This is a genomic window from Sporosarcina sp. P33 (genome assembly GCF_002077155.1).
Lineage (GTDB): Bacteria > Bacillota > Bacilli > Bacillales_A > Planococcaceae > Sporosarcina.
The window spans coordinates 712,244-733,285 of record NZ_CP015027.1 but is presented as its reverse complement, the minus strand read 5'-3'; the positions used below and the strand labels follow the sequence as shown (position 1 = coordinate 733,285).

Here is a 21,042-nt window from a genome sequence, read left to right as displayed (position 1 = left end):
GGCAGCAGCTTAAGATAATTGTCGAATGCCCCTAAACTTAACAAGTCAATATCATATAAAGTAAAGGCTTCAATGTGCTAGAATAGAGGTACTTATCGTTCAGTGAACGTATGTCTGAACGTAAAATGTCGAAAAACATATGCTTGATGATAAGGAGAGAGTGGGATGAATCGGAAATTGACCGATCGAGAGAGGACGGTTCCGGCAACAGGCACTGATTCTCGTTTTTTTACGGAAACAATTGAAGTGGAGACGCTCAGTCCGCTGGCTTTTTTTGAAGCGGGTCTGTCACATTACGGCGGCCATCGTTTCTTTTGGCAAAATGCAGATAAAACAGTGAAGCTTGTCGGATTGGGACAGGCAACTGTTCTCACCGCAGAGAACGATCGTTTTCAATCCATTTCTGCACAATGGAAATCATTATGCGAAGGATTGATTAAAGAAGAGAAAGACATAGATCCGGTTTTATTCGGAGGATTTTCTTTTGATCCCGGCACACGTCAGGATGATGAGTGGAATGCGTTTCCTGCCGCTTATTTCACAGTGCCTTTAATTCAATTAAAAATTGAAAAAGGAAAAACGTACGTGTCCATTAATTACATCACAGAAGAACCGCAAGCGGCTGCTGATTTCGAAGCGCTGCGTCAAGAGCGTGACCGGCTGATTCACATTGCCCAAGTAGATGAATTCATATTTCATGGAAAGCCGGCTCTGCTGGAACAAACGGAGCTGGCCACTGATCGCTATATGAAAGCAGTGGAGCAGGCAACATCACAAATTAAAGCACAGGCCGCAGAAAAAGTCGTCATTGCCCGCAAGATAAAATTGACATTTGAAGAGGAATTCCAAAAGGCCGCAGCTTTGCATACGATTACGAATGAACAATCAGCGAGCTATCATTTCGGTCTGCAGATTGGCGATGACATGTTCTTTGGAGCCACACCGGAACGCTTGGTGGAGATTTCAAAAGGACATGCCTATTCTGCCTGTGTAGCGGGTTCCATTAAACGCGGAAAAACGTCGCAGGAAGACCAGCAGTTAGGGGAAACTCTGCTGCGCGATAAAAAGAACCGGGAAGAGCATCAATATGTTGTCGATATGATTACCCGTGTCTTTTCGGAATTCTGTACTTCACTTCAAGTGAGCAAAACCCCTAAGCTGCTGAAGGTGCGGGACATTCAGCATTTATTCACGCCTGTCGAAGGAGACCTTGCGGAAGATATGGATATTTTCCGTCTCGTGGAGGCACTCCACCCGACACCTGCCCTTGGAGGGGTTCCGCGTCAGAAAGCGCTGGAAATCATTCGGGAAGAAGAGCAGATGGACCGCGGCTTTTACGCAGGACCGATCGGCTGGGTAGATTCAGCGGGCAACGGGGAGTTTGCAGTAGCCATCCGGTCTGGTCTATTGACCGGCAAAGATGCGTATTTGTACGCCGGCGGGGGGATCGTAGCCGATTCTGCACCTGCAGAAGAATATGCGGAAACATGGGTGAAGTTCCGCCCTGTGTTACGCGCGCTCGGAGGACGTTTACATGAATGATCATGAAACAGGGTTAACCAATTATGTGCTTCGTTTAACGAGTGTTCTGCTGCGTCAAGGAGCGAATAAAGCGGTGATCAGTCCGGGTTCCAGATCGACACCGCTTGCTTATGCCCTGACGGCGTCCAAGGACATGCAGACATATATCCATACAGATGAACGATCAGCTGCTTTTTATGCGCTGGGCTTAGTAAAAGCAACAGGAAAGCCTGTTGTGCTGTTATGTACATCAGGAACAGCTGCCTCGAATTATCACCCGGCGGTTACTGAAGCATTTTACGCACGTCTGCCGCTGATTGTCATCACAGCGGATCGTCCGCACGAATTACGTGAAGTGGGTGCTCCGCAGGCGATCGATCAAATTCGTATGTTTGGGGAGCATGTAAAAGAAAGCGTGGACTTTCCTATACCGGAGCACCGCGAAGATATTTTACGTTATATGGAACAGCGGGCTTTTCGGCTTCTTTCTGTGGCAAAAACTGCGCCGAAGGGACCTGTTCATATGAATATACCGTTCCGCGAACCGCTGCTGATAGATTTAGAAGCCGCTTTGCCTGAAACCCGGGTTCAGCAGCAGCTCGCTGCAGAACTGGCAGTTACTGATGAAATGAAACAACTGCTTCATCAGGCCATTACAAGTTCTGTCAAGGGGATTATCGTAGTGGGCGAACAGCCGCCGACACTCTGCAAAGACCTCTTCTGGAAGTTCGCCAAAGCTCTCCAGTGGCCAGTTTTATGTGATCCGTTATCTAATTTGCGTTCACAAGTGCCGGAGGATTGCCTGGATTTATGCATCGATCAATATGATGCCTTGCTGAAGAGTGAAGTGTTCAGTGCGCGCGTTCAGCCGGATTGTGTCATTCGTTTTGGTCCGCAGCCTGTATCGAAACCATTGCTGTTATTTCTGCAGAAGAGCTGTCCCAAAACGTATATTGTCGTCGATGATTCACCCAACTACCGGGATCCGATTGGCCTAACGACACATCATCTGCAGGCAAGTGATGCGAGTGTCTGGCAACAAGCCCTTATGGAACGTGAACGTACAAGCTACACGCAACGGTGGGTTGAAGCCAATCACATTTCCGCTGAAGTGATGAATGAAGACAAGCAATTTGCCGGAGACGAAGGCCATTTTGTTCGTCAGTTCATTGCCAATCTGCCTGATGGCTCAGATGTCGTATGCAGCAGCAGTATGCCGATCCGGGATCTGGATACCCATTTTCAAAAGACAGGCAGGGACATTTCATTGTTCTGCAATAGAGGAACGAATGGCATTGACGGCGTTGTGTCGACTGCGCTTGGCATTCAGGAAGGCCGGAAACGCAAAACCTATTTATTAATTGGTGATCTGGCATTTTTGCATGATATCAACGGTCTGATCATCTCCAGGCTGCAGCAGACAGATCTGACAATTGTCCTGATTAATAATAATGGAGGCGGCATCTTTTCTTATTTACCGCAGGCCTCTGTGGAAATGCACTATGAGCAATTATTCGGCACGCCAACTAATTTGAAGTTTGGTCATCTCGCCGCGATGTATGAAGCGCAATACGACGAAGTGAATACAATCGAAGCATTTGAACGAACGATGCAAGCCGAAAAAAATGCTGCATTGCGGATGATTGAAGTGGAGACCGTCCGGGCGGATAACGTCGAAGCACACCGCGCTGTATGGCGTGAAATTGCAAGGAGAGTGGAACGCGTTGGCAACTGAATGGCTGAATGTCAGAGGGGTAGAAACGCACATTGCGCGATTTGGCGATGAACGGCTGCCTGCTCTTGTCATGCTGCACGGTTTCACGGGATCAACCGCCACGTGGGAGGAAACTATCGGGGATCTGAAGGAAGAATACCATGTAATTACAGTCGACTTGATCGGCCACGGTAAGACGGAAGCACCTTTGTCAGCTGAACGTTACCGTATGGAAGAACAGGTCGCTGATCTCCGCGAAGTGCTGCAGACGCTTAAAGTGAATCGGCCTGTCTTTCTTGGCTATTCCATGGGCGGACGCATCGCTCTTGGTTACACAGTCAGCCATCCTGAAGACGTGGCATGCCTTATCCTCGAAAGCAGTTCACCGGGCTTGCGGACAGCGGATGAACGGCTTGCCAGGATTTCCGCAGACAGCAAGCTTGCAGACCGTGTGGAAAGTGAAGGAATCGAAAAGTTTACTGACTTCTGGCAGGATATTCCCCTGTTTCATTCCCAGAAAAAACTGTCAGAGAGCCGTCAGCTGGCGGTACGGAATGAACGGCTGAATCAGCGGGCAATGGGTCTTGCGAACAGTTTGCGGGGCGTTGGCACGGGCAGTCAGCCTTCTTACTGGCAACAGCTTGAGCAATTGACACTTCCTGTTTTATTGATCACTGGCAGTAAAGACGAGAAATTTGAAACTATTGCTCGGGAAATGATGAACATCTTGCCGAATGCGCAGCATGAAACGATAAAAGACGCAGGCCATGCAATTCACGTGGAAAAACCGCGACAATTTGCTACAATGGTAAAGAGTTATTTGAAAACAATATAAAGACTGAGGAGGAATTAACTATGACCCGTCAATGGGAAACGCTTCGTACATATGATGATATCAAGTACGAAATGTACAATGGTATCGCAAAAATCACAATCAATCGTCCGGAAGTGCGCAATGCATTCCGTCCAAAAACTGTAATGGAAATGATCGATGCATTCTCACGTGCAAGAGATGATGAGCGGATCGGCGTTATCGTACTCACTGGAGAAGGGGAGAAAGCTTTCTGTTCAGGAGGCGATCAATCCGTTCGCGGTCACGGCGGTTATGTTGGAGACGACGAAATTCCGCGTTTGAATGTATTGGATCTGCAGCGTTTAATTCGTGTAATTCCAAAGCCAGTAGTCGCAATGGTTGCAGGGTATGCTATCGGCGGCGGTCACGTACTGCATGTAGTATGTGATTTGACAATCGCAGCTGACAATGCACGTTTCGGACAGACAGGACCTACTGTTGGTTCATTCGACGCAGGCTATGGCTCTGGATACCTCGCACGTATCGTCGGACATAAGAAAGCGCGTGAAATCTGGTACTTGTGCCGTCAGTATGATGCGCAGGAAGCACTTGACATGGGCTTAGTCAACACAGTAGTCCCGTACGAGCAGCTTGAAGATGAAACGGTTCAGTGGTGTGAAGAAATGCTTGGCAAGAGCCCGACTGCACTCCGCTTCCTAAAAGCAGCAATGAACGCAGACACAGACGGCTTGGCTGGACTTCAGCAATTAGCCGGAGACGCAACATTGCTTTATTACACAACGGAAGAAGCGAAAGAGGGACGCGATGCGTTTAAAGAAAAGCGCAAGCCGGACTTCGATCAATTCCCGCGCTTCCCTTAAACAACAAAGCTGCCTGCTACAGGCAGCTTTTTCATTACGTCATTTTTTATTGGAGGGTACATCATGATGATTCCAAATTGGCTCCTGCAACGGGCAAAATTGACACCGGATGCATCTGCATTGGTTACCGGTGAAGTACACTGGTCGTACCGGGAGCTGTATGATCAAGCATTGGAAATTGCACAGCAGCTGCATCATCTGGGTGTCGAGCCTGAAAGCCGGGTGGCACTTCTCAGTCAGTCCAATGAACAAACGGTACTGTTTATCCATGCGTGCTGGCTGTTGAGTGCGGAAGTCGTCTGTCTGAACAACCGGTTGACGGAAGAGGAGCTGCGCTGGCAAGTAAACGATTCGGAAGCGAAGATGGTGCTGATTGACGATCGCATTCATTCTGCGCCTGAATTACTTCGTGTGCCATGCCTGCTTTATTCAACAGTTCGTCAGTCAAATACGGCCGAATTCGCTGTGAAGGAATTATGGATGGAAGATCAGACGCTATCCATTATGTACACGTCAGGCACAACAGGTGTTCCAAAAGGAGTGCGACAGACTGCGGGAAATCATACGGCCAGTGCATTGGCTTCTGCACTCAATCTAGGGCTGACTGACCGGGATTCCTGGCTGTGCATGATGCCTCTGTTTCATATTAGCGGTCTGTCGATCATTATTCGTTCAGTGATTTACGGGATGGAAATGCGGCTGTTTGAAAAGTTTGATGCAGAAGAAGCTGCGGCACAAATTATCGCGGGACATGTAACCGCCATGTCAGTTGTTGCGCTGACATTGGATCAGATTGTTCGTGTGATGGAAAAGCAAGAGTGTAAAGCACATCCTGTATTCCGGACGATGCTGGTCGGTGGCGGGCCGGTGCCGCTCGATTATCTAGAGCGTGCGGCTGACTGCGGCTTGCCAATTCTCCAGACGTACGGCATGACTGAAACGTCTTCTCAGACAACTGCACTCGGGAAAGCGGATGCGGCCCGTAAACTCGGTTCTGCCGGCAAACCGCTGTTCTTTAATCAAATTGCAATTAAAGATACCGATCATCCAGGAGAAGTTGGGGAAGTGCTGATTAAAGGGCCTCATGTTACGCCTGGATACATTGGCAGTCAACAGGCGAGGAAGGCTTTGACTGAAGACGGCTGGCTTGCGACAGGCGATATGGGCTATCTGGATGAAGAAGGGTATTTGTTCATCGTGGACAGACGGGCAGATTTGATCATTTCAGGAGGAGAAAATATTTATCCTGCCGAAGTGGAAAATATTCTGCTCGCACACCCGTCCGTCAGTGAGGCAGGAGTATGCGGCAAAGAAGATCCGGCGTGGGGACAAGTGCCTGTTGCGTTCATTGTCGGTTCAGCGAATGAAGAAGAACTGCTGAAGTTCTGTGAGCTGCGTCTGGCTCGTTATAAACTGCCGAAAGAATTTCACTTTGTCGAGCAGCTGCCGCGCAATGCGTCCAACAAGCTGATGCGTTTTGAATTGAAAAAATGGCTGTAAAAAAACAGTGGAGGCGAACTCCACTGTTAATTAGTTAACGCTTTTTTCAATACATCCAAATTATATTCCATAAGTGTAAAGTATGTTTCTTCATTTTGGATGTCCTCTTCTGTGAGCACACTCAAATTATGCAGCGTCAATGCTTCGGCATTCAGTTCTTTTTTGATGACTTCAGCTAATTTTGAGCTGACGTTCTGTTCAAATAAGATATACTGAATGTCTTTTTCTTTTGCTTCTTTTACTAGCGCCGCGAGCTGTTTTTGCGATGGTTCATTTTGTGTGTCCAGACCTGAAACTGCCAGCTGCTGTAAACCGTAGGCGTCTGCCAAGTAGCCGAATGCCTGGTGAGAAACAAAGAATGTTTTGTTTGGTGCGGCATCCGCCATCGTTTTATATTTTCGGTCCAGCTCTTCCAGTTCATCATAAAGCGCATCAAAGTTCTGTTTGAAAAAATCAGCATGCTCGGGAAGTTCATCTGAAAGCTCCTGCGTAATTTTTTCTGCAAGCTTCGTGCTGAGGTAAGGAGAAATCCAAACGTGAGGGTCAACTGTATCTTCATGCTGATGTCCCTCATGTTCTTCTTCAGATTCATCTTCATGTGAATGTCCTTCTTCGAGTTCTTCAGGATCAATAGAATCTGCGATCGGAACGAACTGGATATCTTCATTCTGCAAGGTTTTTTCTGTCTTTTGTACAAAGCCTTCTAAACCTAATCCGATATAAAAGAATAAATCACCTTTTGCAAGTGACATCATATCTTTTTGTGTAGGCTCAAACACATGCTCGTCTGTTCCCGGCGGATAGATGGATTTCACATCCACAAATTCCCCGCCGATGCGTTCAGTGAAGTATTGCAATGGATAGACAGTTGTATAAACCAGTAACTTGTCGGACGTCTTCGTATCTTGTTCATTGGTTTTGTTCTGGGTGCATCCGCTTAAAACGAGCAATAAAGCCGCCAGCAGCAGAAAACGTATTTTCATTATAAAGCCTCCGTGACGTAATCGGAATGATTACTATTTAGATTGTTTTCTCATCATACAAGATATGATTTATGATTGCAACCTAATTATCATTATTTCTTATGAGACTTTTTGGGAGGCACCGGATCAAATCCGCCTTTGTGAAGAGGATGACATTTTAAAATCCTTTTTACCGCAAGCCAAGTGCCCTTAAGCGCACCATGCGTTTCGATAGCCTCGACACCGTAGTGGGAGCAAGTCGGATAAAAACGGCAAGAAGGGGCAGATAATGGCGAAATAAACTTTTGATAGAAACGGATCAGTGCTACTAAGACTTTTTTCAACAAAGAGATCACCTTCCGATATAAGTAGGTTTAGTTTACCGGCTAACGTGGTAAATTAACAGAGAGAAGCTTAAAACAATCAGAGGAGTGTTTTTTTATGTCTAAAGAATTAATTCAGGAGTTAAACAAGCAAGTATCCACGTGGTCAGTGCTGTATGCGAAACTTCATAACTATCACTGGTATGTAAAAGGAAATCAATTCTTCACACTGCATGCGAAATTTGAAGAACTATACAATGAAGCAACTGTGCATATGGATGAAATTGCAGAACGTGTGCTGACATTAGGCGGCGAACCGACTGCGACATTAGCCCAGCATTTGAATGAGTCCGTTGTCGATGAAGCAAAAGGGACGGAAAAGGCGAATGATATGGTCCAAACATTAGTAGACGATTTCGATAAAACGATGAAGTCGCTGAAAAAAGCAATGGAATTTGCATCGAAAGATTCGGATGACAGGACAGAAGATATGCTGAACGCTATTTATCAGAGTGTAGAGAAGCATCAGTGGATGCTGAATGCATTCCTGGGTGAAACAAACGAGTAATATTCTTCATTCAGCAAGAAATTGACCGATACTAAGAAGTGAACATGAGAAAGGGGTTGAACGAAATGGATATTAGTTCAATTATGTCCAGTCAGTTGAGAAGTCTGCAGTCAACCGTTCAAATGAGTATTATGAATAAAGCTCTTTCAATGGATGCTTCTGCTGTGTCAGAAATGCTGAATGGCCTTGAAAGTCAGCCTGCGGCACATCCTACCAAAGGTGTGTCCATTGATATCAGGGCTTGATTGGCAAACACACATCTCATGTATGATTTGAGATGTGTGTTTTTTGATGGAAGTAATCAGAAACACTGGTAGAATACATATATGAAACTAAGCAGGAGGTGGGCTGACTATGGCTCAAGGTCAATTTTTGCGTAATATAATTATCGAAACACCTTCCAAACCGGGAAATTTAGGTAAAGTCACGATGGCAATCGGACAGCTTAACGGTGACATCGGAGATATACAGACAATCAAAGTGGGAACTGTTTCCACAATCCGGGAAATTGCGCTTCAATGTAATGATAAAGAGCATTTAGCAGAAATCGTGGAAGCGATCGAAAACTTGAAGCATGGGATTAAAGTGCATGCCGTGACGGATGATGTGCTTCAGGTGCATGAAGGCGGAAAAATTCATATGAAGGCAGCACATGAGATTCGTTCACTGGCAGATTTGCGCAGAGTCTATACACCGGGTGTTGCGAGTGTCTGCAAAACAATCGAGGAAGATCCGGAACAGGCAAATTATTTTACAGGCATATCGAATACAGTCGCCATCGTTACGGACGGAACGGCAATTTTAGGGCTTGGTAATATTGGTCCGGTTGCAGGCATGCCGGTCATGGAAGGAAAAGCTGTATTGTTTGACCAATTCGTCGGCATCAGCGGGATTCCAATCCTGCTGAATACGAGTGATCCTGATGAAGTGGTAGAGACAATAAAGCACATCCATCAAGGATTTGGTGCGATTTTGTTGGAAGACATCGGCTCCCCGCATTGTTTCGAGATTGAACAGCGCTTAAAAAAGGAACTGCCGATTCCTGTTATGCATGATGATCAGCACGGCACTGCGGTTGTCGCACTTGCGGCGGCACTCACGGCTTGTAAACATGTCGGTGTAGATTTGGAAAACTCCTCAGTCGGTCAGATTGGTTTAGGCGCAGCAGGTCTGGCAATCAGCCGGATGTTTATGGCGTACGGCGTCGCAGAAATGAAAGGCTCCGATCCAAACCCGCGAGCAGCGGACATGCTGGCCGAGTGCGGAGGAACTGTGGTTGACTCAATGGAGGAAATCATGGCAACTTGTGATTTAGTCATCGCGACAACAGGAGTTGCTAATCTGATTAAACCGGAGATGGTGCGCAAAGGACAGATCATTTTAGCTTTGTCGAATCCAAATGCTGAAATTGCGCCGGATGCGGCACTTGAAGCAGGTGCAGCCTATGCGGCAGACGGCCGTCTGGTCAATAACGTCCTTGGTTTCCCGGGAATTTTCCGCGGCGCGTTAAATGCGAACGCAAAAGAGATCACATACCCGATGCTGATTGCAGCGGCTGAGGCAATTGTGGAAAGTACAAAGCGCGATGATCTCGTGCCGCATCCGCTCGATCCCAACGTGCATATTAATGTGGCGCTGGCAGTGGAAAAAGTCGTGTATGAAGAACGTGGCATGTAATAATACGGAACCTATTAACGTAACAGTTAATAGGTTTTTTTAATGCAGAATAATATGTACAAAACAAGCCATGCTACGTTAAAAAAGAAAGTAGGATGATTATGAACGAAGAAAAATACACGATGTATATATCGCTGAACCATAAACAAGTACTTCTTGATCCGCATTCTTCTACGTGGGAATATAAAGTAGAAGTTACGAAAGAAGCATACCCGATTTTCGAAAAGTTATTTGAACAGATTGACCGGCTCGAATTCAGAAACTTTCTGCGCTCGCATTTGCCCTATGTGCCGTATCACTACGACAGGGACAATGATGATATCGATCTTCGCATGAAAAAGGTCTTTGCATTAATCCATGAATATACAGACAATGAATCAAAACGCTTTATAGAGCAGTTACCGCTCTTTCGTTGATTCACGACGTCCTTTTCCGCTACACTGAAGAAAAGGACGTGACGTAAATTGCTGAAATTTGAAGATTTGCAAGGGGCTGGCGTTGAATTGACTTTCGGCCCGAATCAACATCATATTGAATCGCGGCACGTGCTGGTCGTCATTAAGCACGACGGCCGCTGGCTGCTGACAAAACATCGCGTACGGGGAATCGAATTCCCGGGCGGAAAAGCTGAGCCTGGAGAGACAATCGAACAAGCGGCTATTCGGGAGACATTGGAAGAAACGGGAGTAACTATTAAAAACGTCCATTCCTTTGCCGAATACGTCGTTTTTACTGATCCTCCATTCTGTAAGGCAGTATTCTCCGGCGATATTACACATGTGGAAAATGAATTTACATTGCTGGAGACGGAAGGGGCCGTCTGGATGACAGACGCCGAACTCGATGCCTGCACAAATCTCAGCTTCCATATGAAAGACCGCGGCATGGCGGAGCTTAGGAAGTGGGTGGAAGCACATGGTCGAACAGACTGACGGCCAGATCATTCGCCGTAAAGAATATCCTTCACCGAATCCCCACGTAACATTAGAGGAAGTTACGTATTACTCAGATGGTTTGCTGGTAAAAGGGATGCTGGCATCACCTAAGGCAGAAGGTTTGTATGACGGGCTGCTGTATTTACGTGGCGGTATTCAGCATGTGGGAATGGTGCGCCCGGCGCGGATTGCACAATTCGCTTCTCATGGGCTTGTGGTATTTGCACCTTATTATCGGGGGAACCGCGGCGGGGAAGGGAAAGATGAGTTTGCAGGAGAGGACCGTAATGATGCGATTACGGGAGTAGAGGTACTTAAGCAGCAACAGGCTGTCAATTCGGACAGAATCCATTTGTTTTCCTTTTCGAGAGGCGGCATCATGGCGTTATGGACGGCTATTTTGCGAGAAGATTTGACGTCCATGGTGACGTGGGCAGGCGTCTCAGACGTCGTGTTTACGTATAAGGAGCGTAAAGATATGCGCCGCATGATGAAGCGCGTGATCGGCGGCACACCGAATAATCATCCCGACGCATATAGAGAACGTACGGCATTGTTCCGGGTGCAGGATATTGATATTCCAATATTGATTATTCATGGAACATTGGATACGAATGTGTCGTTTGAGCAGGCGGTAATGCTGGAAGATGCGTTGCGTGAGGCAGATAAGGAATATGAAACGTGGTATTTGGAGGGCTTTACTCATTATATCCCTCCAGAGATGAACCGGCAGCTGGTGAAGGATGCAGTGAATTGGATGCGGCAGCAGGGTTTTTAAGTGTGCATGGGAGCAGGCAGGGGCCGATTGGTTGTTGAAGTTGGCGAGTTCAATGCTGTTCTGGCTTTGGTGTCTGGGTCGTCGCTCGATCGGTTGTTGGGCATTGAAGGTAGCGAGTGTCCGCTTTTAGGACCCGCGCAGGCACGTGGGGGATTGCCTTACGTCATGAGCCAGCTGGCGAAGAGCGCGCCAGTTGTCTCATGACTTCGGCCGACCCCGCAGTTGTGCCTGCGCTGCTGAGCAGGAGCAATCTAGGTTACTTTTTTAAAAGGGAAGCAGGCCAGTGAGTTCAAGGCTGTTCTGGCTCTGGTGTTGGGATCGTTGCTCGACTAGTTGTGGGGTGTTGAAGTTAGTGAGTGTCCACTCTTAGGACCCGCGCCGGCACGTGGGGGATTGCCTTACGTCATGAGCCAGCTGGCGAAGAGCGTGCCAGTTGTCTCATGACTTCGGCCGACCCCGCAGTTGTGCCTGCGCTGCTGAGTGGGAGCAATCCAAGTACTCTTTTAAAGAGTAGAAGTTCAGTGACTGGCAGACGACTGGCGTATGCTTTGGCAAATGAAGTGTCATGATCTGCATTCCACTTATTAAACGGAGGCGCCTTACAAGTGGTAGGCGTAGCGATGAGCCAGACAGGCGCTTTTCCTGTCTGGCTCATCGCGGAAGCCATCCGCCAGCGCCGCAGTGAGTTCAATGCCGTTCTGTCTCTGGTTTTGTGGTCGTTGCTCGATCGGTTGTCAGGGATTGAAGTCAGCGAGTGTCTGCTCTTAGGACCCGCGCAGGCACGTGGGGGATTGCCTTTCGTCATGAGCCAGCTGGCGAAGAGCGCGCCAGTTGTCTCATGACTTCGGCCGACCCCGCAGTTGTGCCTGCGCTGCTGAGTGGGAGCAATCCAAGTACCCTTTTAAAGAGTAGAAGTTCAGTGACTGGCAGACGACTAGCGTATGCTTTGGCAAATGACGTGTCATGATCTGCTTTCCACTTATTAAACGGAGGCGCCTTACAAGCGGTCGGCGTAGCGATGAGACAGCCAGGCGCACTTCCTGTCTGGCTCATTGCGGAAGCCATCCGCCAGCGCCGCAGTGAGTTCAATGCCGTTCTGGCTCTAGTTTTGTGGTCGTTGCTCGATCGGTTGTCAGGGATTGAAGTCAGCGAGTGTCTGCTCTTAGGACCCGCGCAGGCACGTGGGGGATTGCCTTTCGTCATGAGCCAGCTGGCGAAGAGCGCGCCAGTTGTCTCATGACTTCGGCCGACCCCGCAGTTGTGCCTGCGCTGCTTAGAGGGGGCAATCCAGGTTGCTTTTTTAATGAAGATGAAGACCAGTGACTGGCAGACGATTAGCGTATGCTTTGGCAAATGACGTGTCATGTTCTGCTTCCCCCTAACTGAACGGAGGCGCCTTACAAGCGGTCGGCGAAGTGATGAGACAGCCAGGCGTTCTTCCTGTCTGGCTCATTGCGTAGCCATCCGCCAGCGCCGCAGTGGGTCCAAGGACGTTATGCTTCTCTTATAACAATGACGGCAACTGGTGTATTCCATTTTCGATGCAAAAAGCAGAAAAACATCTGCACAGCACTTGCTCGTCACATTTCAAAAATCAGTAGCCAAAGTGATTTCCGCTCACTAAACGAAGGCGCCTTACAAGCGGTAGGCGTAGCGATGAGACTGACAGGCGTACTTCCTGTCTGGCTCATTGATGAAGCCATCCGCAAGCGCCGCAGTGAGTTCAATGCCGTTCTGGTTCTAGTGTTAGGGTCGTTGCTCGACTCATTGTCGGGTGATGTAGTTAGCAACAGTCCACTCTTAGGACCCGCGCAGGCACGTGGGGGATTGCCTTACGTCATGAGCCAGCTGGCAAAGAACACGCCAGTTGTCTCATGACTTCGGCCGACCCCGCAGTTGTGCCTGCGCTGCTAAGTGGAGGCAATTCAAGTACTCTTTTAAAAGAGAAGAAGTGCAGTGACTGGTTGCCGACTGGCGTATACTTGGGCAAAAGAAGTATCATCGTCTGCTTCCCCCTAACTGAACGGAGGCGCCTTACAAGCGGTAGGCGTAGCGATGAGACAGCCAGGCGTTCTTCCTGTCTGGCTCATTGCGTAGCCATCCGTCAGCGCCGCAGTGGGTCCAAGGACGTTATGCTTCTCTTATAACAATGACGGCAACTGGTGTATTCCATTTTCGATGCAAAAAGCAGAAAACCATCTGCACAGCACTTGCTCGTCACATTTCAAAAATCAGTAGCCAAAGTGATTTCCGCTCACTAAACGAAGGCGCTTTACAAGCGGTAGGCGTAGCGATGAGACTGACAGGCGTACTTCCTGTCTGGCTCATTGCGGAAGCCATCCGCCAGCGCCGCAGTGAGTTCAATGCCGTTTTGCTTCTCTTATCACAAAGACGTCAGATTATGTAATCCATTCATGATGCAAAGGAGCAGAACGCAGGCTGCACAGCCATTCGCCCCCAGCACTGCAGTGAGTTCATAGCCGTTATCCATGCCAAAAAGAGGCTATCGCATGAAGGTCTGATGACTTCATGGATAGCCTCTTTTATTATGGTATTAGTTTCTTACTGGCGGTCCGCCTTTGATTGCGATATCTTCTGACACGTGGTCGAACTTCTTGAAGTTCTCACGGAACGCATCGGCTAAGCGGTTTGCTTCTTTATCGTATTCATTTGGATCTTCCCATGCATAACGAGGGTGCAGTACATTGTTTGGCACGCCTTCGATTTCCACAGGCATATTTAATCCGAAGATTTCGTTCTTTTTCGTTTCTACATTATCCAATTTACCGGCGATAGCAGCGCGCACCATTGTGCGTGTATAGCCTAAGTTCATGCGTGAGCCTACACCGTAAATTCCGCCTGTCCAGCCTGTGTTGACCAGGAATACTTTCGCTCCGTGCTCTTCGATTTTCTTCCCAAGCATCTCTGCATATGTCGCAGCAGGAAGCGGCAGGAACGGTGAGCCGAAGCAAGTAGAGAATGTTGGTTCAGGTGTAGTAATTCCACGCTCAGTTCCAGCAAGCTTGGAAGTGAAGCCGCTCAGGAAGTGGTACATAGCCTGTTCCTTAGTAAGAATCGAGATTGGAGGCAATACGCCGGAAGCATCAGCAGTCAAGAAGATGATGTTTTTCGGGTGACCTGCAACAGATGGTGTAACAATATTATCGATATATTCGATAGGGTATGCAGCACGTGTGTTTTCAGTCAGCGCGTTATCATCATAGTCAGGAATGCGGGTATCTTCATCCAGCACTACGTTTTCCAATACGGAACCAAAACGGATGGCGCCAAAGATTTCTGGTTCTTTTTCTTCTGAGAGGTTGATGCATTTCGCATAGCAGCCGCCTTCAATATTAAATACGCCGTTGTCGGACCAGCCGTGCTCGTCGTCTCCGATCAGCTTGCGGTTAGCGTCTGCTGAAAGTGTAGTTTTACCTGTTCCGGAAAGACCGAAGAACAATGTTACATCACCTTCATCGCCAACGTTGGCTGAACAGTGCATAGAAAGAATTCCTTGTTCAGGAAGCAAGAAGTTCATAACAGAGAAAATGGACTTTTTCATTTCTCCCGCATATTCAGTACCGCCGATTAAGACAATTCGCTTCTCAAGAGATACAATGATAAATGTCTCGGAATTTGTTCCATCCACTTTGGGATCTGCTTTAAAAGAAGGAGCAGCCAAAATAGTGAATTGTGCTTCGTGTGATTTCAATTCCTCGGCAGTCGGACGGATGAACAGCTGGTGAACGAACAAGTTCTGCCAAGCCAGTTCATTGATGACTTGAATCGACAGCTGGGAGTCTTTATCTGCACCCGCAAATCCTTTAAATACGAAAAGTTCTTCTTTTTTCCCTAAATGTTCAATCACTTTCGTGTATAATGAATCAAAGACTTCTTCAGAAATCGGACGGTTAACGTTGCCCCAGTCTACTTTATCCTTAGACACTGCATCTTCTACGATGAATTTGTCCTTAGGAGAGCGTCCTGTATATTTACCAGTACGCGCAGCGACTGCACCGTCTGCTGAAAGCTGTGCTTCATTTCTTGCTGCTGCTTTTTCTGTCAACTCTGCCACAGACGCTTGGATCGTCACGTTGCTTCCACTTAGAAGACTTTTTAAACTATCATCAATTTTTGCAGATATCATGTTTACATACCGTCCTTTGCGTAGTCGTTTAATTTTTATTTAGATGAGAATATCCTAATTCGTAAATAGTATAACACATTAAGAATAATAATCTATACTAATTGAAAACTCAAGTGATTCAGGGGAAAAAGTTTGACAAAATGCAAACTTTTTAATACGATGTGACATGAACGGATACTCTTATCCCGAGTTGGTGGAGGGTACAGGCCCTGTGAAACCCGGCAACCTGCAAAAGACGTATGTCTCGCGCGAAGGTGCCAAACCTGAAGCAAGGTTTAATTCCTTGGACGATAAGAGTGAAAGGTGCAGCGCGTGAAATTTTGCCTTTTACTCATGGATTGAATATGAGTGAAGGGCTTTTTATATTTTCCGGCCCTGAATCCTTATGGTATATGCTTGACGTCTAGGCGTGGAACTTTACCAGGGACTTATGAGAGTACCGTATCAAGTTGCTTAATAGGGGGAAACATACATGACAAATCGTCGACTGTTTACATCAGAATCAGTGACAGAAGGCCATCCTGACAAGATGTGCGACCAAATTTCAGATGCAATTCTGGATGCAATTTTGCTGGAAGATCCAAATGCACGTGTAGCGTGTGAAACGAGCATCACTACAGGTCTCGTATTAGTAATGGGGGAAATCACTACATCAACGTATGTAGATATCCCGAAAGTCGTTCGTGATACAGTGAAGGAAATCGGCTATGTGCGTGCGAAATACGGCTTTGATTATGAAACTTCAGCTGTGCTGACATCCATTGATGAACAATCACCTGAAATTGCAGCAAGTGTCAATGTGGCGCTGGAAGCACGCGAAGGCTCGATGTCAGATGAAGAGCTCGATGCAATCGGAGCGGGTGACCAGGGGCTGATGTTCGGTTATGCTTGTAATGAAACGCCGGAATTAATGCCTTTACCAATCAGTCTTTCACATAAATTAGCACGCCGATTGGCTGAAGCGCGTAAAGAGGAACTGATTCCTTATTTGCGTCCTGACGGTAAAACACAGGTGACAGTGGAGTATGATAAAGATAATAATCCTGTACGCATCGACACCATTGTTATTTCGACTCAGCATCACCCGGAAGCGACGCTCGATCAAATCGAGAAGGATATAAAAAGAGTAGTCATCGATGCAGTAGTGCCTAAAAACTTGCTCGATGAACAGACGAAATACTTCATCAACCCGACAGGAAGCTTCGTAGTCGGCGGCCCTCAAGGTGATTCCGGTCTGACTGGACGTAAGATTATCGTGGATACGTACGGCGGTTATGCCCGTCACGGCGGCGGTGCATTCTCTGGTAAAGACGCGACAAAAGTTGACCGTTCTGCTTCTTATGCAGCCCGTTATGTTGCAAAGAATATCGTAGCAGCAGGCTTGGCAGAGCACTGTGAAGTTCAGCTGGCTTATGCAATTGGTGTGGCAAGCCCGGTTTCCATTTCCATCAATACGTTTGATACAGGTAAACTGTCTGAAACACAATTGGTCGAGTTCGTCCGTGAGCTGTTCGACCTCCGTCCTGCAGGCATTATCAAAATGCTGGATCTTCGTCGTCCGATCTATAAGCAGACAGCAGCATATGGCCACTTTGGCCGCACTGATATCGAATTGCCATGGGAGCAGACTGATAAAGTAGATGCACTGAAAGAACTGGCTGGTCAAGTCAGCGTAGAACAATAATATCGATTCATGCAGAAAGGGGAGTCAATTTCCTCTTTCTGCATTTTTTTATTTGTCTTCAGCTGCAATGCGCAATGTAATCGTTTCGTACATTGCATGAGCATAAGCAGATTGGAAACCTTGATCCGCTATATCTTTTTTTAGAACAGTTTTTTGTTTCACTTTCACGTCAAAGGTTTCACGGAACGGAAATTCTTCAATCCGAATTGTATGTGGATCAGTATAGCGGATGCCGATCTTTTCCTTCGGCAGTGAAGGGAAAATAAATGGCGATGGAATACCCTGCTGAAAGAACGGATGTTCATTCATTTTATCGGCGCCCGGATCATTCAGGCAGCAGTATAAAGAAAAATTATCGCCGAGCTGCAGCAATGCAAAATGTTTTTCAAATAAAACGGCATCAAATCCTTCTATCTTTTCGGACAATCGCTCCCTGCGCAGGCGTTCATCGTGTATAAACTCTCTGGCTTCTTTTTCTCCGCTGCCTTCGATGAACTGTTCGTAATGAACACTGCATAACATAGCTGCATATGCATCAATTTTTTCCACCCTGTCAATACCGCTGCGGTAAAGCAGAATTTTCGGCAGGAGAGGGAAATCCGTAAATCCGAACGGAACATCCTTTGCATCATTCCAAAAAGGCTGTTCATCAAATGAATGCCAGCCGATGTCATGGTTCGTAATCGCAGTCAGCACAGAATTTCGCCATTTATCATCCGGAAACATATCTTCTCGCCAGAATTGCATCAAATACCCCGCCAGCTGTCCGTGATGATGCTGTGCAACCAGACTGAATGACTTATCATGTTCTCTTACTATCATGAACCTTCATCCTTTCTTATCTGTATAAAAGGTTTCTTCTTCCTCGACTTCTTTCCATTTAATTTCTTTCATCTTTTCCACTTCTTTTTGATATTCTTCTTCTGCTTCTGTAGTACCGGGAATAATTGGATCTTCATTATAATCTATTCGCTTCCCGTAGCGCAGAAGTTCATAAATAATCATGCCGTTATTCGGTTTGCCATTGACGGTCTTCATGGGAATGGCATCAAACAGCACAAAATAGAAAACGTAAAATATAAAACGGTTCCAGAACGTTTTGGAGTCTTCAAAAAAGTCATTTGCCAACAGGGCGTTAATCACTAATGCCACCGCGGCGTTAATCAGAATCGGACCGGCATAAATACTAATGTATGCGAATTTGCTTTTAGCTTTTATGAAATCAAAAGAGAACCAGCTGTACACGTGATAATATCTGCGTATATCGATAAATTTGAATTTAAAAAACCTGGGGCCTGATCCAATGGTAAGTCTGGGGTTCTTTGCGCCTAACAGACCGCTGATAATGAAATAACCTGTTTCGCGAATGAACGTAACGACAGGCAGAATGATAAAACAAGAAATGATTAAGCCGATGAGATCTTTTAATCCGAACATATACTGTCCGCTCCTTATAGGTTTTTCAGGCCGTGCATAAATTATGGTCTGTAATAGTAAACTACCCCCTTTTCATAAAACAAATCGCTGCGCAAGTCTGCCGAAGCTAATTGTACAACTGTGCACATGTTTAATTACGTGAAGAGCGGGAACGTATAAAACACGAAGCAATAAAGAAATTCTATGAGGAGGAATACACTATGGCTAAAATTGCAGTAGAAAATCCTTTTGATGATGTAAAACAGGCTTTGGAAGAAAAAGGCCATGAAGTGAAAATGTTTGAAAGTGATGAAAATCTGACCGGCTATGATATAGGCGTGGTGCGGGCATTAAGTGATGTCAACATCGACCAGTTTGACTTCCCGGTAGTAAGTATTGAAGGAAACTCCGTGCAGGATATTGTAGAAGACGTTGAAAAAAGACTGCACCGCTAATTACTGAATAAATAATGCGGAACGCTGAAGAACCAATCTGCCGATAGATTCGTTCTTCAGCTTTTTCAATGCTCATTACAGCGGAACTGCTCACTTATGGCAGGCAAGTATATCTGACCGAAAATCAGTTATTGGGTCATATCATTTATAAAAGGTTGACAATACCTGCCAACTGACAGTACACTTGTCGACATTGACTGATGAGTCAATCAATAAAAAAAGTGAGTTGAAATTCATTTTTGTCACATGGTTCCATTGAAAGATTAAAAGAAATACGCGACACACGGCAGCAGCAATTGAAAGATGCGGCCATCGAACTGTTCGGCATGAAAGGGTATGCTGCCACCAAAATCAGCGAAATTACCGACAAAGCCAAACTGAGTCATGGGCTGTTTTACCACTACTTCAAATCAAAAGAAGATCTGTACGTTCAATTGATTCATGAGTTAGTAGACATTGTTCTCGATACAATTGATGATGCGGAACAAAAGCACAAAAGTCCGCTGAAACAACTGGAACGTCTCACCGAAGTTACTCACTCAGGCTCACTGAGAGATGGTGTGCATCGTCATATTTTGATAATGCAGGCGCTGTATTCCGACCATTTGCCGCAAGAAGTAAAACTGGGGATTGTCAACAAATATCGTACGATTATGGATCGTATTGCGGTGATTATTGAAAAAGGACAAATTGCAGGAGAGTTTATCGACGGCGATCCGGAAGAATTGGCGGTGTACCATGTATCACTAGTACATGGTCTGCTGTTATCGAATGCCCGTAAACTGGTCCCCATTGATGTATCAGCAAGCAAAGTGCTGCGCCAATTGATGCGCTCTCCTGAACAGGGGGGCTGAACAATGAGACGTATGCTAAAACCAACTATTATTTCTATTTCAATGGCTACAGTTATGGCGGGGGCGGCCATTTCGCCTGCACTTGGGCTAATTGCAGCAAATTTTCCGGATGCAAGCCCTACGATAATTAAACTGATTTTGACTGCACCTTCATTAATTATTATCCCTTTCACTTTCATTTCCAGTTACTTAACGTCCAGGATATCCAAACGGACGATAGTGCTGATTGGTTTGACTATTTATGTATTAGCAGGGGTCGGTGCTCAATTTACGAATACCATCGGGATGCTGCTGGCATTCCGCTTCATTCTCGGTGCGGGCGTCGGTTTAGTCATGCCGCTGGCCATCACGCTGATCAGTGATTATTTTAAAGGCAGAGAGCAAGTAAAGATGATGGGTTATAACTCAGCATTCAGTAACTTCGGCGGGATTTTAACTATGATGCTTGCGGGGTATTTGGCAACCATCAGCTGGAAAGCGCCGTTTAATGTGTATTTGATGGGTATTGTCATCATGATGTTAGTATTTTTATTTCTGCCGAAAGATAAGCCGGTCCAGCGCGACAGCAATGCACCGAAAAGCAAATTGCCGTTTGCGGTTTTCGGATTCGCTCTCGCTTCGGGAGGGATCATGCTGGTTTATTATTCTGTAGCGACGAATATGGCATTATATCTTGAACAAAGTGCAATCGGAGGTTCCGGTTTGGCGGGAATGGTTATTTCCTTTACGACAGTGGGTGGGATGATTACCAGTCTGACATTGATTCAGCTGCAGGATGTGCTGAAAACGTATATTATCCCCGTCACTTAGCGGTGATGGGTGCGGCATTCACAG

General features: G+C 46.5%; 23 protein-coding genes and 1 riboswitch. Of the genes, 18 read left to right on the top strand and 5 right to left on the bottom strand.

Translation table 11 applies throughout. The features are described 5' to 3' along the window. Window positions 1-165: 165 nt before the first annotated feature. The 5 genes from SporoP33_RS03530 to SporoP33_RS03510 all read left to right on the top strand — a co-directional run bounded on the left by SporoP33_RS03530 (window position 166) and on the right by SporoP33_RS03510 (window position 6,409). The gene (locus SporoP33_RS03530; RefSeq protein ID WP_081242474.1) at window positions 166-1,542 is read left to right on the top strand and encodes an isochorismate synthase; all 1,377 of its coding nucleotides are present in this window, start codon (window positions 166-168) and stop codon (window positions 1,540-1,542) included. Further along, the gene (menD, locus tag SporoP33_RS03525) at window positions 1,535-3,256 is read left to right on the top strand and encodes a 2-succinyl-5-enolpyruvyl-6-hydroxy-3-cyclohexene-1-carboxylic-acid synthase (RefSeq protein WP_081242473.1); all 1,722 of its coding nucleotides are present in this window, start codon (window positions 1,535-1,537) and stop codon (window positions 3,254-3,256) included. The genes SporoP33_RS03530 and menD overlap by 8 nt, the downstream gene beginning before the upstream one ends. Next, window positions 3,246-4,070, top strand: coding sequence for a 2-succinyl-6-hydroxy-2,4-cyclohexadiene-1-carboxylate synthase (gene menH / locus SporoP33_RS03520; protein ID WP_196796842.1), 825 nt, complete (start codon window positions 3,246-3,248; stop codon window positions 4,068-4,070). The genes menD and menH overlap by 11 nt, the downstream gene beginning before the upstream one ends. A gap of 20 nt (window positions 4,071-4,090) precedes the next feature. Then, entirely contained in the window at window positions 4,091-4,909 is an 819-nt protein-coding gene (gene menB, locus SporoP33_RS03515) for a 1,4-dihydroxy-2-naphthoyl-CoA synthase (RefSeq protein ID WP_081242472.1), read from the top strand. A gap of 63 nt (window positions 4,910-4,972) precedes the next feature. Then, the gene (locus tag SporoP33_RS03510) at window positions 4,973-6,409 is read left to right on the top strand and encodes an o-succinylbenzoate--CoA ligase (protein WP_196796841.1); all 1,437 of its coding nucleotides are present in this window, start codon (window positions 4,973-4,975) and stop codon (window positions 6,407-6,409) included. A gap of 26 nt (window positions 6,410-6,435) precedes the next feature. Here the strand turns inward: SporoP33_RS03510 and SporoP33_RS03505 are convergent, their stop codons facing one another. Together SporoP33_RS03505 and yidD are read right to left on the bottom strand one after the other, a co-directional pair. Further along, the gene (locus tag SporoP33_RS03505; protein WP_081242471.1) at window positions 6,436-7,392 is read right to left on the bottom strand and encodes a metal ABC transporter solute-binding protein, Zn/Mn family; all 957 of its coding nucleotides are present in this window, start codon (window positions 7,390-7,392) and stop codon (window positions 6,436-6,438) included. 92 nt (window positions 7,393-7,484) lie between these two features. After that, a complete protein-coding gene (yidD, locus tag SporoP33_RS03500) occupies window positions 7,485-7,718 on the bottom strand; it encodes a membrane protein insertion efficiency factor YidD (RefSeq protein ID WP_369821954.1) in 234 nt (77 codons plus the stop codon). Window positions 7,719-7,812: 94 nt separating this feature from the next. Here yidD and SporoP33_RS03495 point away from each other — a divergent pair, with 94 nt between their 5' ends. The 9 genes from SporoP33_RS03495 (at window position 7,813) to SporoP33_RS15895 (ending at window position 13,530) form a co-directional block, all read left to right on the top strand. Further along, window positions 7,813-8,262, top strand: a complete 450-nt coding sequence (locus SporoP33_RS03495) for a Dps family protein (protein WP_081242469.1) — start codon at window positions 7,813-7,815, stop codon at window positions 8,260-8,262. Window positions 8,263-8,327: 65 nt separating this feature from the next. Then, window positions 8,328-8,507, top strand: coding sequence for a putative motility protein (locus SporoP33_RS03490; RefSeq protein WP_081242468.1), 180 nt, complete (start codon window positions 8,328-8,330; stop codon window positions 8,505-8,507). Between the two features lie 109 nt (window positions 8,508-8,616). Next, a complete protein-coding gene (locus SporoP33_RS03485) occupies window positions 8,617-9,939 on the top strand; it encodes an NAD-dependent malic enzyme (protein ID WP_081242467.1) in 1,323 nt (440 codons plus the stop codon). Window positions 9,940-10,040: 101 nt separating this feature from the next. Next, window positions 10,041-10,355, top strand: coding sequence for a transposase (locus SporoP33_RS03480; protein WP_231293291.1), 315 nt, complete (start codon window positions 10,041-10,043; stop codon window positions 10,353-10,355). A 48-nt stretch (window positions 10,356-10,403) separates the two neighbouring features. Then, window positions 10,404-10,871 carry an NUDIX hydrolase gene (locus SporoP33_RS03475; protein WP_081242465.1) on the top strand — a complete coding sequence of 156 codons (468 nt, stop codon included), beginning with the start codon at window positions 10,404-10,406 and terminating at the stop codon, window positions 10,869-10,871. Beyond that, the gene (locus SporoP33_RS03470) at window positions 10,855-11,652 is read left to right on the top strand and encodes an alpha/beta hydrolase family protein (protein WP_081242464.1); all 798 of its coding nucleotides are present in this window, start codon (window positions 10,855-10,857) and stop codon (window positions 11,650-11,652) included. Before SporoP33_RS03475 ends, SporoP33_RS03470 begins: the two co-directional genes overlap by 17 nt. 605 nt (window positions 11,653-12,257) lie before the next feature. Beyond that, window positions 12,258-12,494: a hypothetical protein gene (locus tag SporoP33_RS15905; protein ID WP_155961298.1), complete on the top strand. Its 237-nt coding sequence runs from the start codon at window positions 12,258-12,260 to the stop codon at window positions 12,492-12,494. Window positions 12,495-12,670: 176 nt separating this feature from the next. After that, on the top strand, window positions 12,671-12,892 hold the full coding sequence (locus tag SporoP33_RS15900) for a hypothetical protein (protein ID WP_155961297.1): 222 nt from the start codon (window positions 12,671-12,673) through the stop codon (window positions 12,890-12,892). A gap of 416 nt (window positions 12,893-13,308) precedes the next feature. Next, window positions 13,309-13,530, top strand: coding sequence for a hypothetical protein (locus tag SporoP33_RS15895; RefSeq protein WP_155961296.1), 222 nt, complete (start codon window positions 13,309-13,311; stop codon window positions 13,528-13,530). A gap of 676 nt (window positions 13,531-14,206) precedes the next feature. Here the strand turns inward: SporoP33_RS15895 and pckA are convergent. Then, on the bottom strand, window positions 14,207-15,799 hold the full coding sequence (pckA, locus tag SporoP33_RS03440) for a phosphoenolpyruvate carboxykinase (ATP) (protein ID WP_081242458.1): 1,593 nt from the start codon (window positions 15,797-15,799) through the stop codon (window positions 14,207-14,209). Between the two features lie 177 nt (window positions 15,800-15,976). Then, window positions 15,977-16,096: riboswitch (SAM riboswitch) on the top strand. 175 nt (window positions 16,097-16,271) lie between these two features. Between pckA and metK the strand changes: the two genes are divergently transcribed. Next, complete coding sequence (metK, locus tag SporoP33_RS03435; RefSeq protein WP_081242457.1) at window positions 16,272-17,483, top strand: methionine adenosyltransferase; 1,212 nt, start codon at window positions 16,272-16,274, stop codon at window positions 17,481-17,483. Window positions 17,484-17,531: 48 nt separating this feature from the next. On the opposite strand, the gene SporoP33_RS03430 is transcribed toward metK, so the two are convergent. Together SporoP33_RS03430 and SporoP33_RS03425 are read right to left on the bottom strand one after the other, a co-directional pair. Next, window positions 17,532-18,305, bottom strand: coding sequence for a DUF3891 family protein (locus SporoP33_RS03430; protein ID WP_081242456.1), 774 nt, complete (start codon window positions 18,303-18,305; stop codon window positions 17,532-17,534). A gap of 6 nt (window positions 18,306-18,311) precedes the next feature. Then, window positions 18,312-18,920: a hypothetical protein gene (locus SporoP33_RS03425; RefSeq protein WP_081242455.1), complete on the bottom strand. Its 609-nt coding sequence runs from the start codon at window positions 18,918-18,920 to the stop codon at window positions 18,312-18,314. Window positions 18,921-19,120: 200 nt separating this feature from the next. Here SporoP33_RS03425 and SporoP33_RS03420 point away from each other — a divergent pair, with 200 nt between their 5' ends. The 3 genes from SporoP33_RS03420 to SporoP33_RS03410 all read left to right on the top strand — a co-directional run bounded on the left by SporoP33_RS03420 (window position 19,121) and on the right by SporoP33_RS03410 (window position 21,018). Continuing rightward, window positions 19,121-19,354 (top strand): YkuS family protein, encoded by a 234-nt coding sequence (locus tag SporoP33_RS03420; protein WP_081242454.1) that lies wholly within the window; start codon window positions 19,121-19,123, stop codon window positions 19,352-19,354. Window positions 19,355-19,593: 239 nt separating this feature from the next. Further along, entirely contained in the window at window positions 19,594-20,208 is a 615-nt protein-coding gene (locus SporoP33_RS03415) for a TetR/AcrR family transcriptional regulator (protein WP_081242453.1), read from the top strand. Between the two features lie 3 nt (window positions 20,209-20,211). After that, window positions 20,212-21,018, top strand: coding sequence for an MFS transporter (locus SporoP33_RS03410; protein WP_231293290.1), 807 nt, complete (start codon window positions 20,212-20,214; stop codon window positions 21,016-21,018). Window positions 21,019-21,042 lie beyond the last annotated feature (24 nt).

What these genes read in the sequence shown, in the direction of transcription:
- SporoP33_RS15895 (WP_155961296.1), top strand. Translation starts at nt 13,309, where the DNA reads ATGAGACTGACAGGCGTACTTCCTGTCTGGCTCATTGATGAAGCCATC.
- metK (WP_081242457.1), top strand. Translation starts at nt 16,272, where the DNA reads ATGACAAATCGTCGACTGTTTACATCAGAATCAGTGACAGAAGGCCAT.
- menD (WP_081242473.1), top strand. Translation starts at nt 1,535, where the DNA reads ATGAATGATCATGAAACAGGGTTAACCAATTATGTGCTTCGTTTAACG.
- SporoP33_RS03480 (WP_231293291.1), top strand. Translation starts at nt 10,041, where the DNA reads ATGAACGAAGAAAAATACACGATGTATATATCGCTGAACCATAAACAA.
- pckA (WP_081242458.1), bottom strand. Translation starts at nt 15,799, where the DNA reads ATGATATCTGCAAAAATTGATGATAGTTTAAAAAGTCTTCTAAGTGGA.
- menB (WP_081242472.1), top strand. Translation starts at nt 4,091, where the DNA reads ATGACCCGTCAATGGGAAACGCTTCGTACATATGATGATATCAAGTAC.
- SporoP33_RS03470 (WP_081242464.1), top strand. Translation starts at nt 10,855, where the DNA reads ATGGTCGAACAGACTGACGGCCAGATCATTCGCCGTAAAGAATATCCT.
- SporoP33_RS03425 (WP_081242455.1), bottom strand. Translation starts at nt 18,920, where the DNA reads ATGTTCGGATTAAAAGATCTCATCGGCTTAATCATTTCTTGTTTTATC.
- SporoP33_RS03490 (WP_081242468.1), top strand. Translation starts at nt 8,328, where the DNA reads ATGGATATTAGTTCAATTATGTCCAGTCAGTTGAGAAGTCTGCAGTCA.
- SporoP33_RS03430 (WP_081242456.1), bottom strand. Translation starts at nt 18,305, where the DNA reads ATGATAGTAAGAGAACATGATAAGTCATTCAGTCTGGTTGCACAGCAT.
- SporoP33_RS03505 (WP_081242471.1), bottom strand. Translation starts at nt 7,392, where the DNA reads ATGAAAATACGTTTTCTGCTGCTGGCGGCTTTATTGCTCGTTTTAAGC.
- SporoP33_RS03510 (WP_196796841.1), top strand. Translation starts at nt 4,973, where the DNA reads ATGATGATTCCAAATTGGCTCCTGCAACGGGCAAAATTGACACCGGAT.
- SporoP33_RS03495 (WP_081242469.1), top strand. Translation starts at nt 7,813, where the DNA reads ATGTCTAAAGAATTAATTCAGGAGTTAAACAAGCAAGTATCCACGTGG.
- SporoP33_RS15900 (WP_155961297.1), top strand. Translation starts at nt 12,671, where the DNA reads ATGAGACAGCCAGGCGCACTTCCTGTCTGGCTCATTGCGGAAGCCATC.
- SporoP33_RS03410 (WP_231293290.1), top strand. Translation starts at nt 20,212, where the DNA reads ATGAGACGTATGCTAAAACCAACTATTATTTCTATTTCAATGGCTACA.
- SporoP33_RS03530 (WP_081242474.1), top strand. Translation starts at nt 166, where the DNA reads ATGAATCGGAAATTGACCGATCGAGAGAGGACGGTTCCGGCAACAGGC.
- SporoP33_RS03485 (WP_081242467.1), top strand. Translation starts at nt 8,617, where the DNA reads ATGGCTCAAGGTCAATTTTTGCGTAATATAATTATCGAAACACCTTCC.
- SporoP33_RS03420 (WP_081242454.1), top strand. Translation starts at nt 19,121, where the DNA reads ATGGCTAAAATTGCAGTAGAAAATCCTTTTGATGATGTAAAACAGGCT.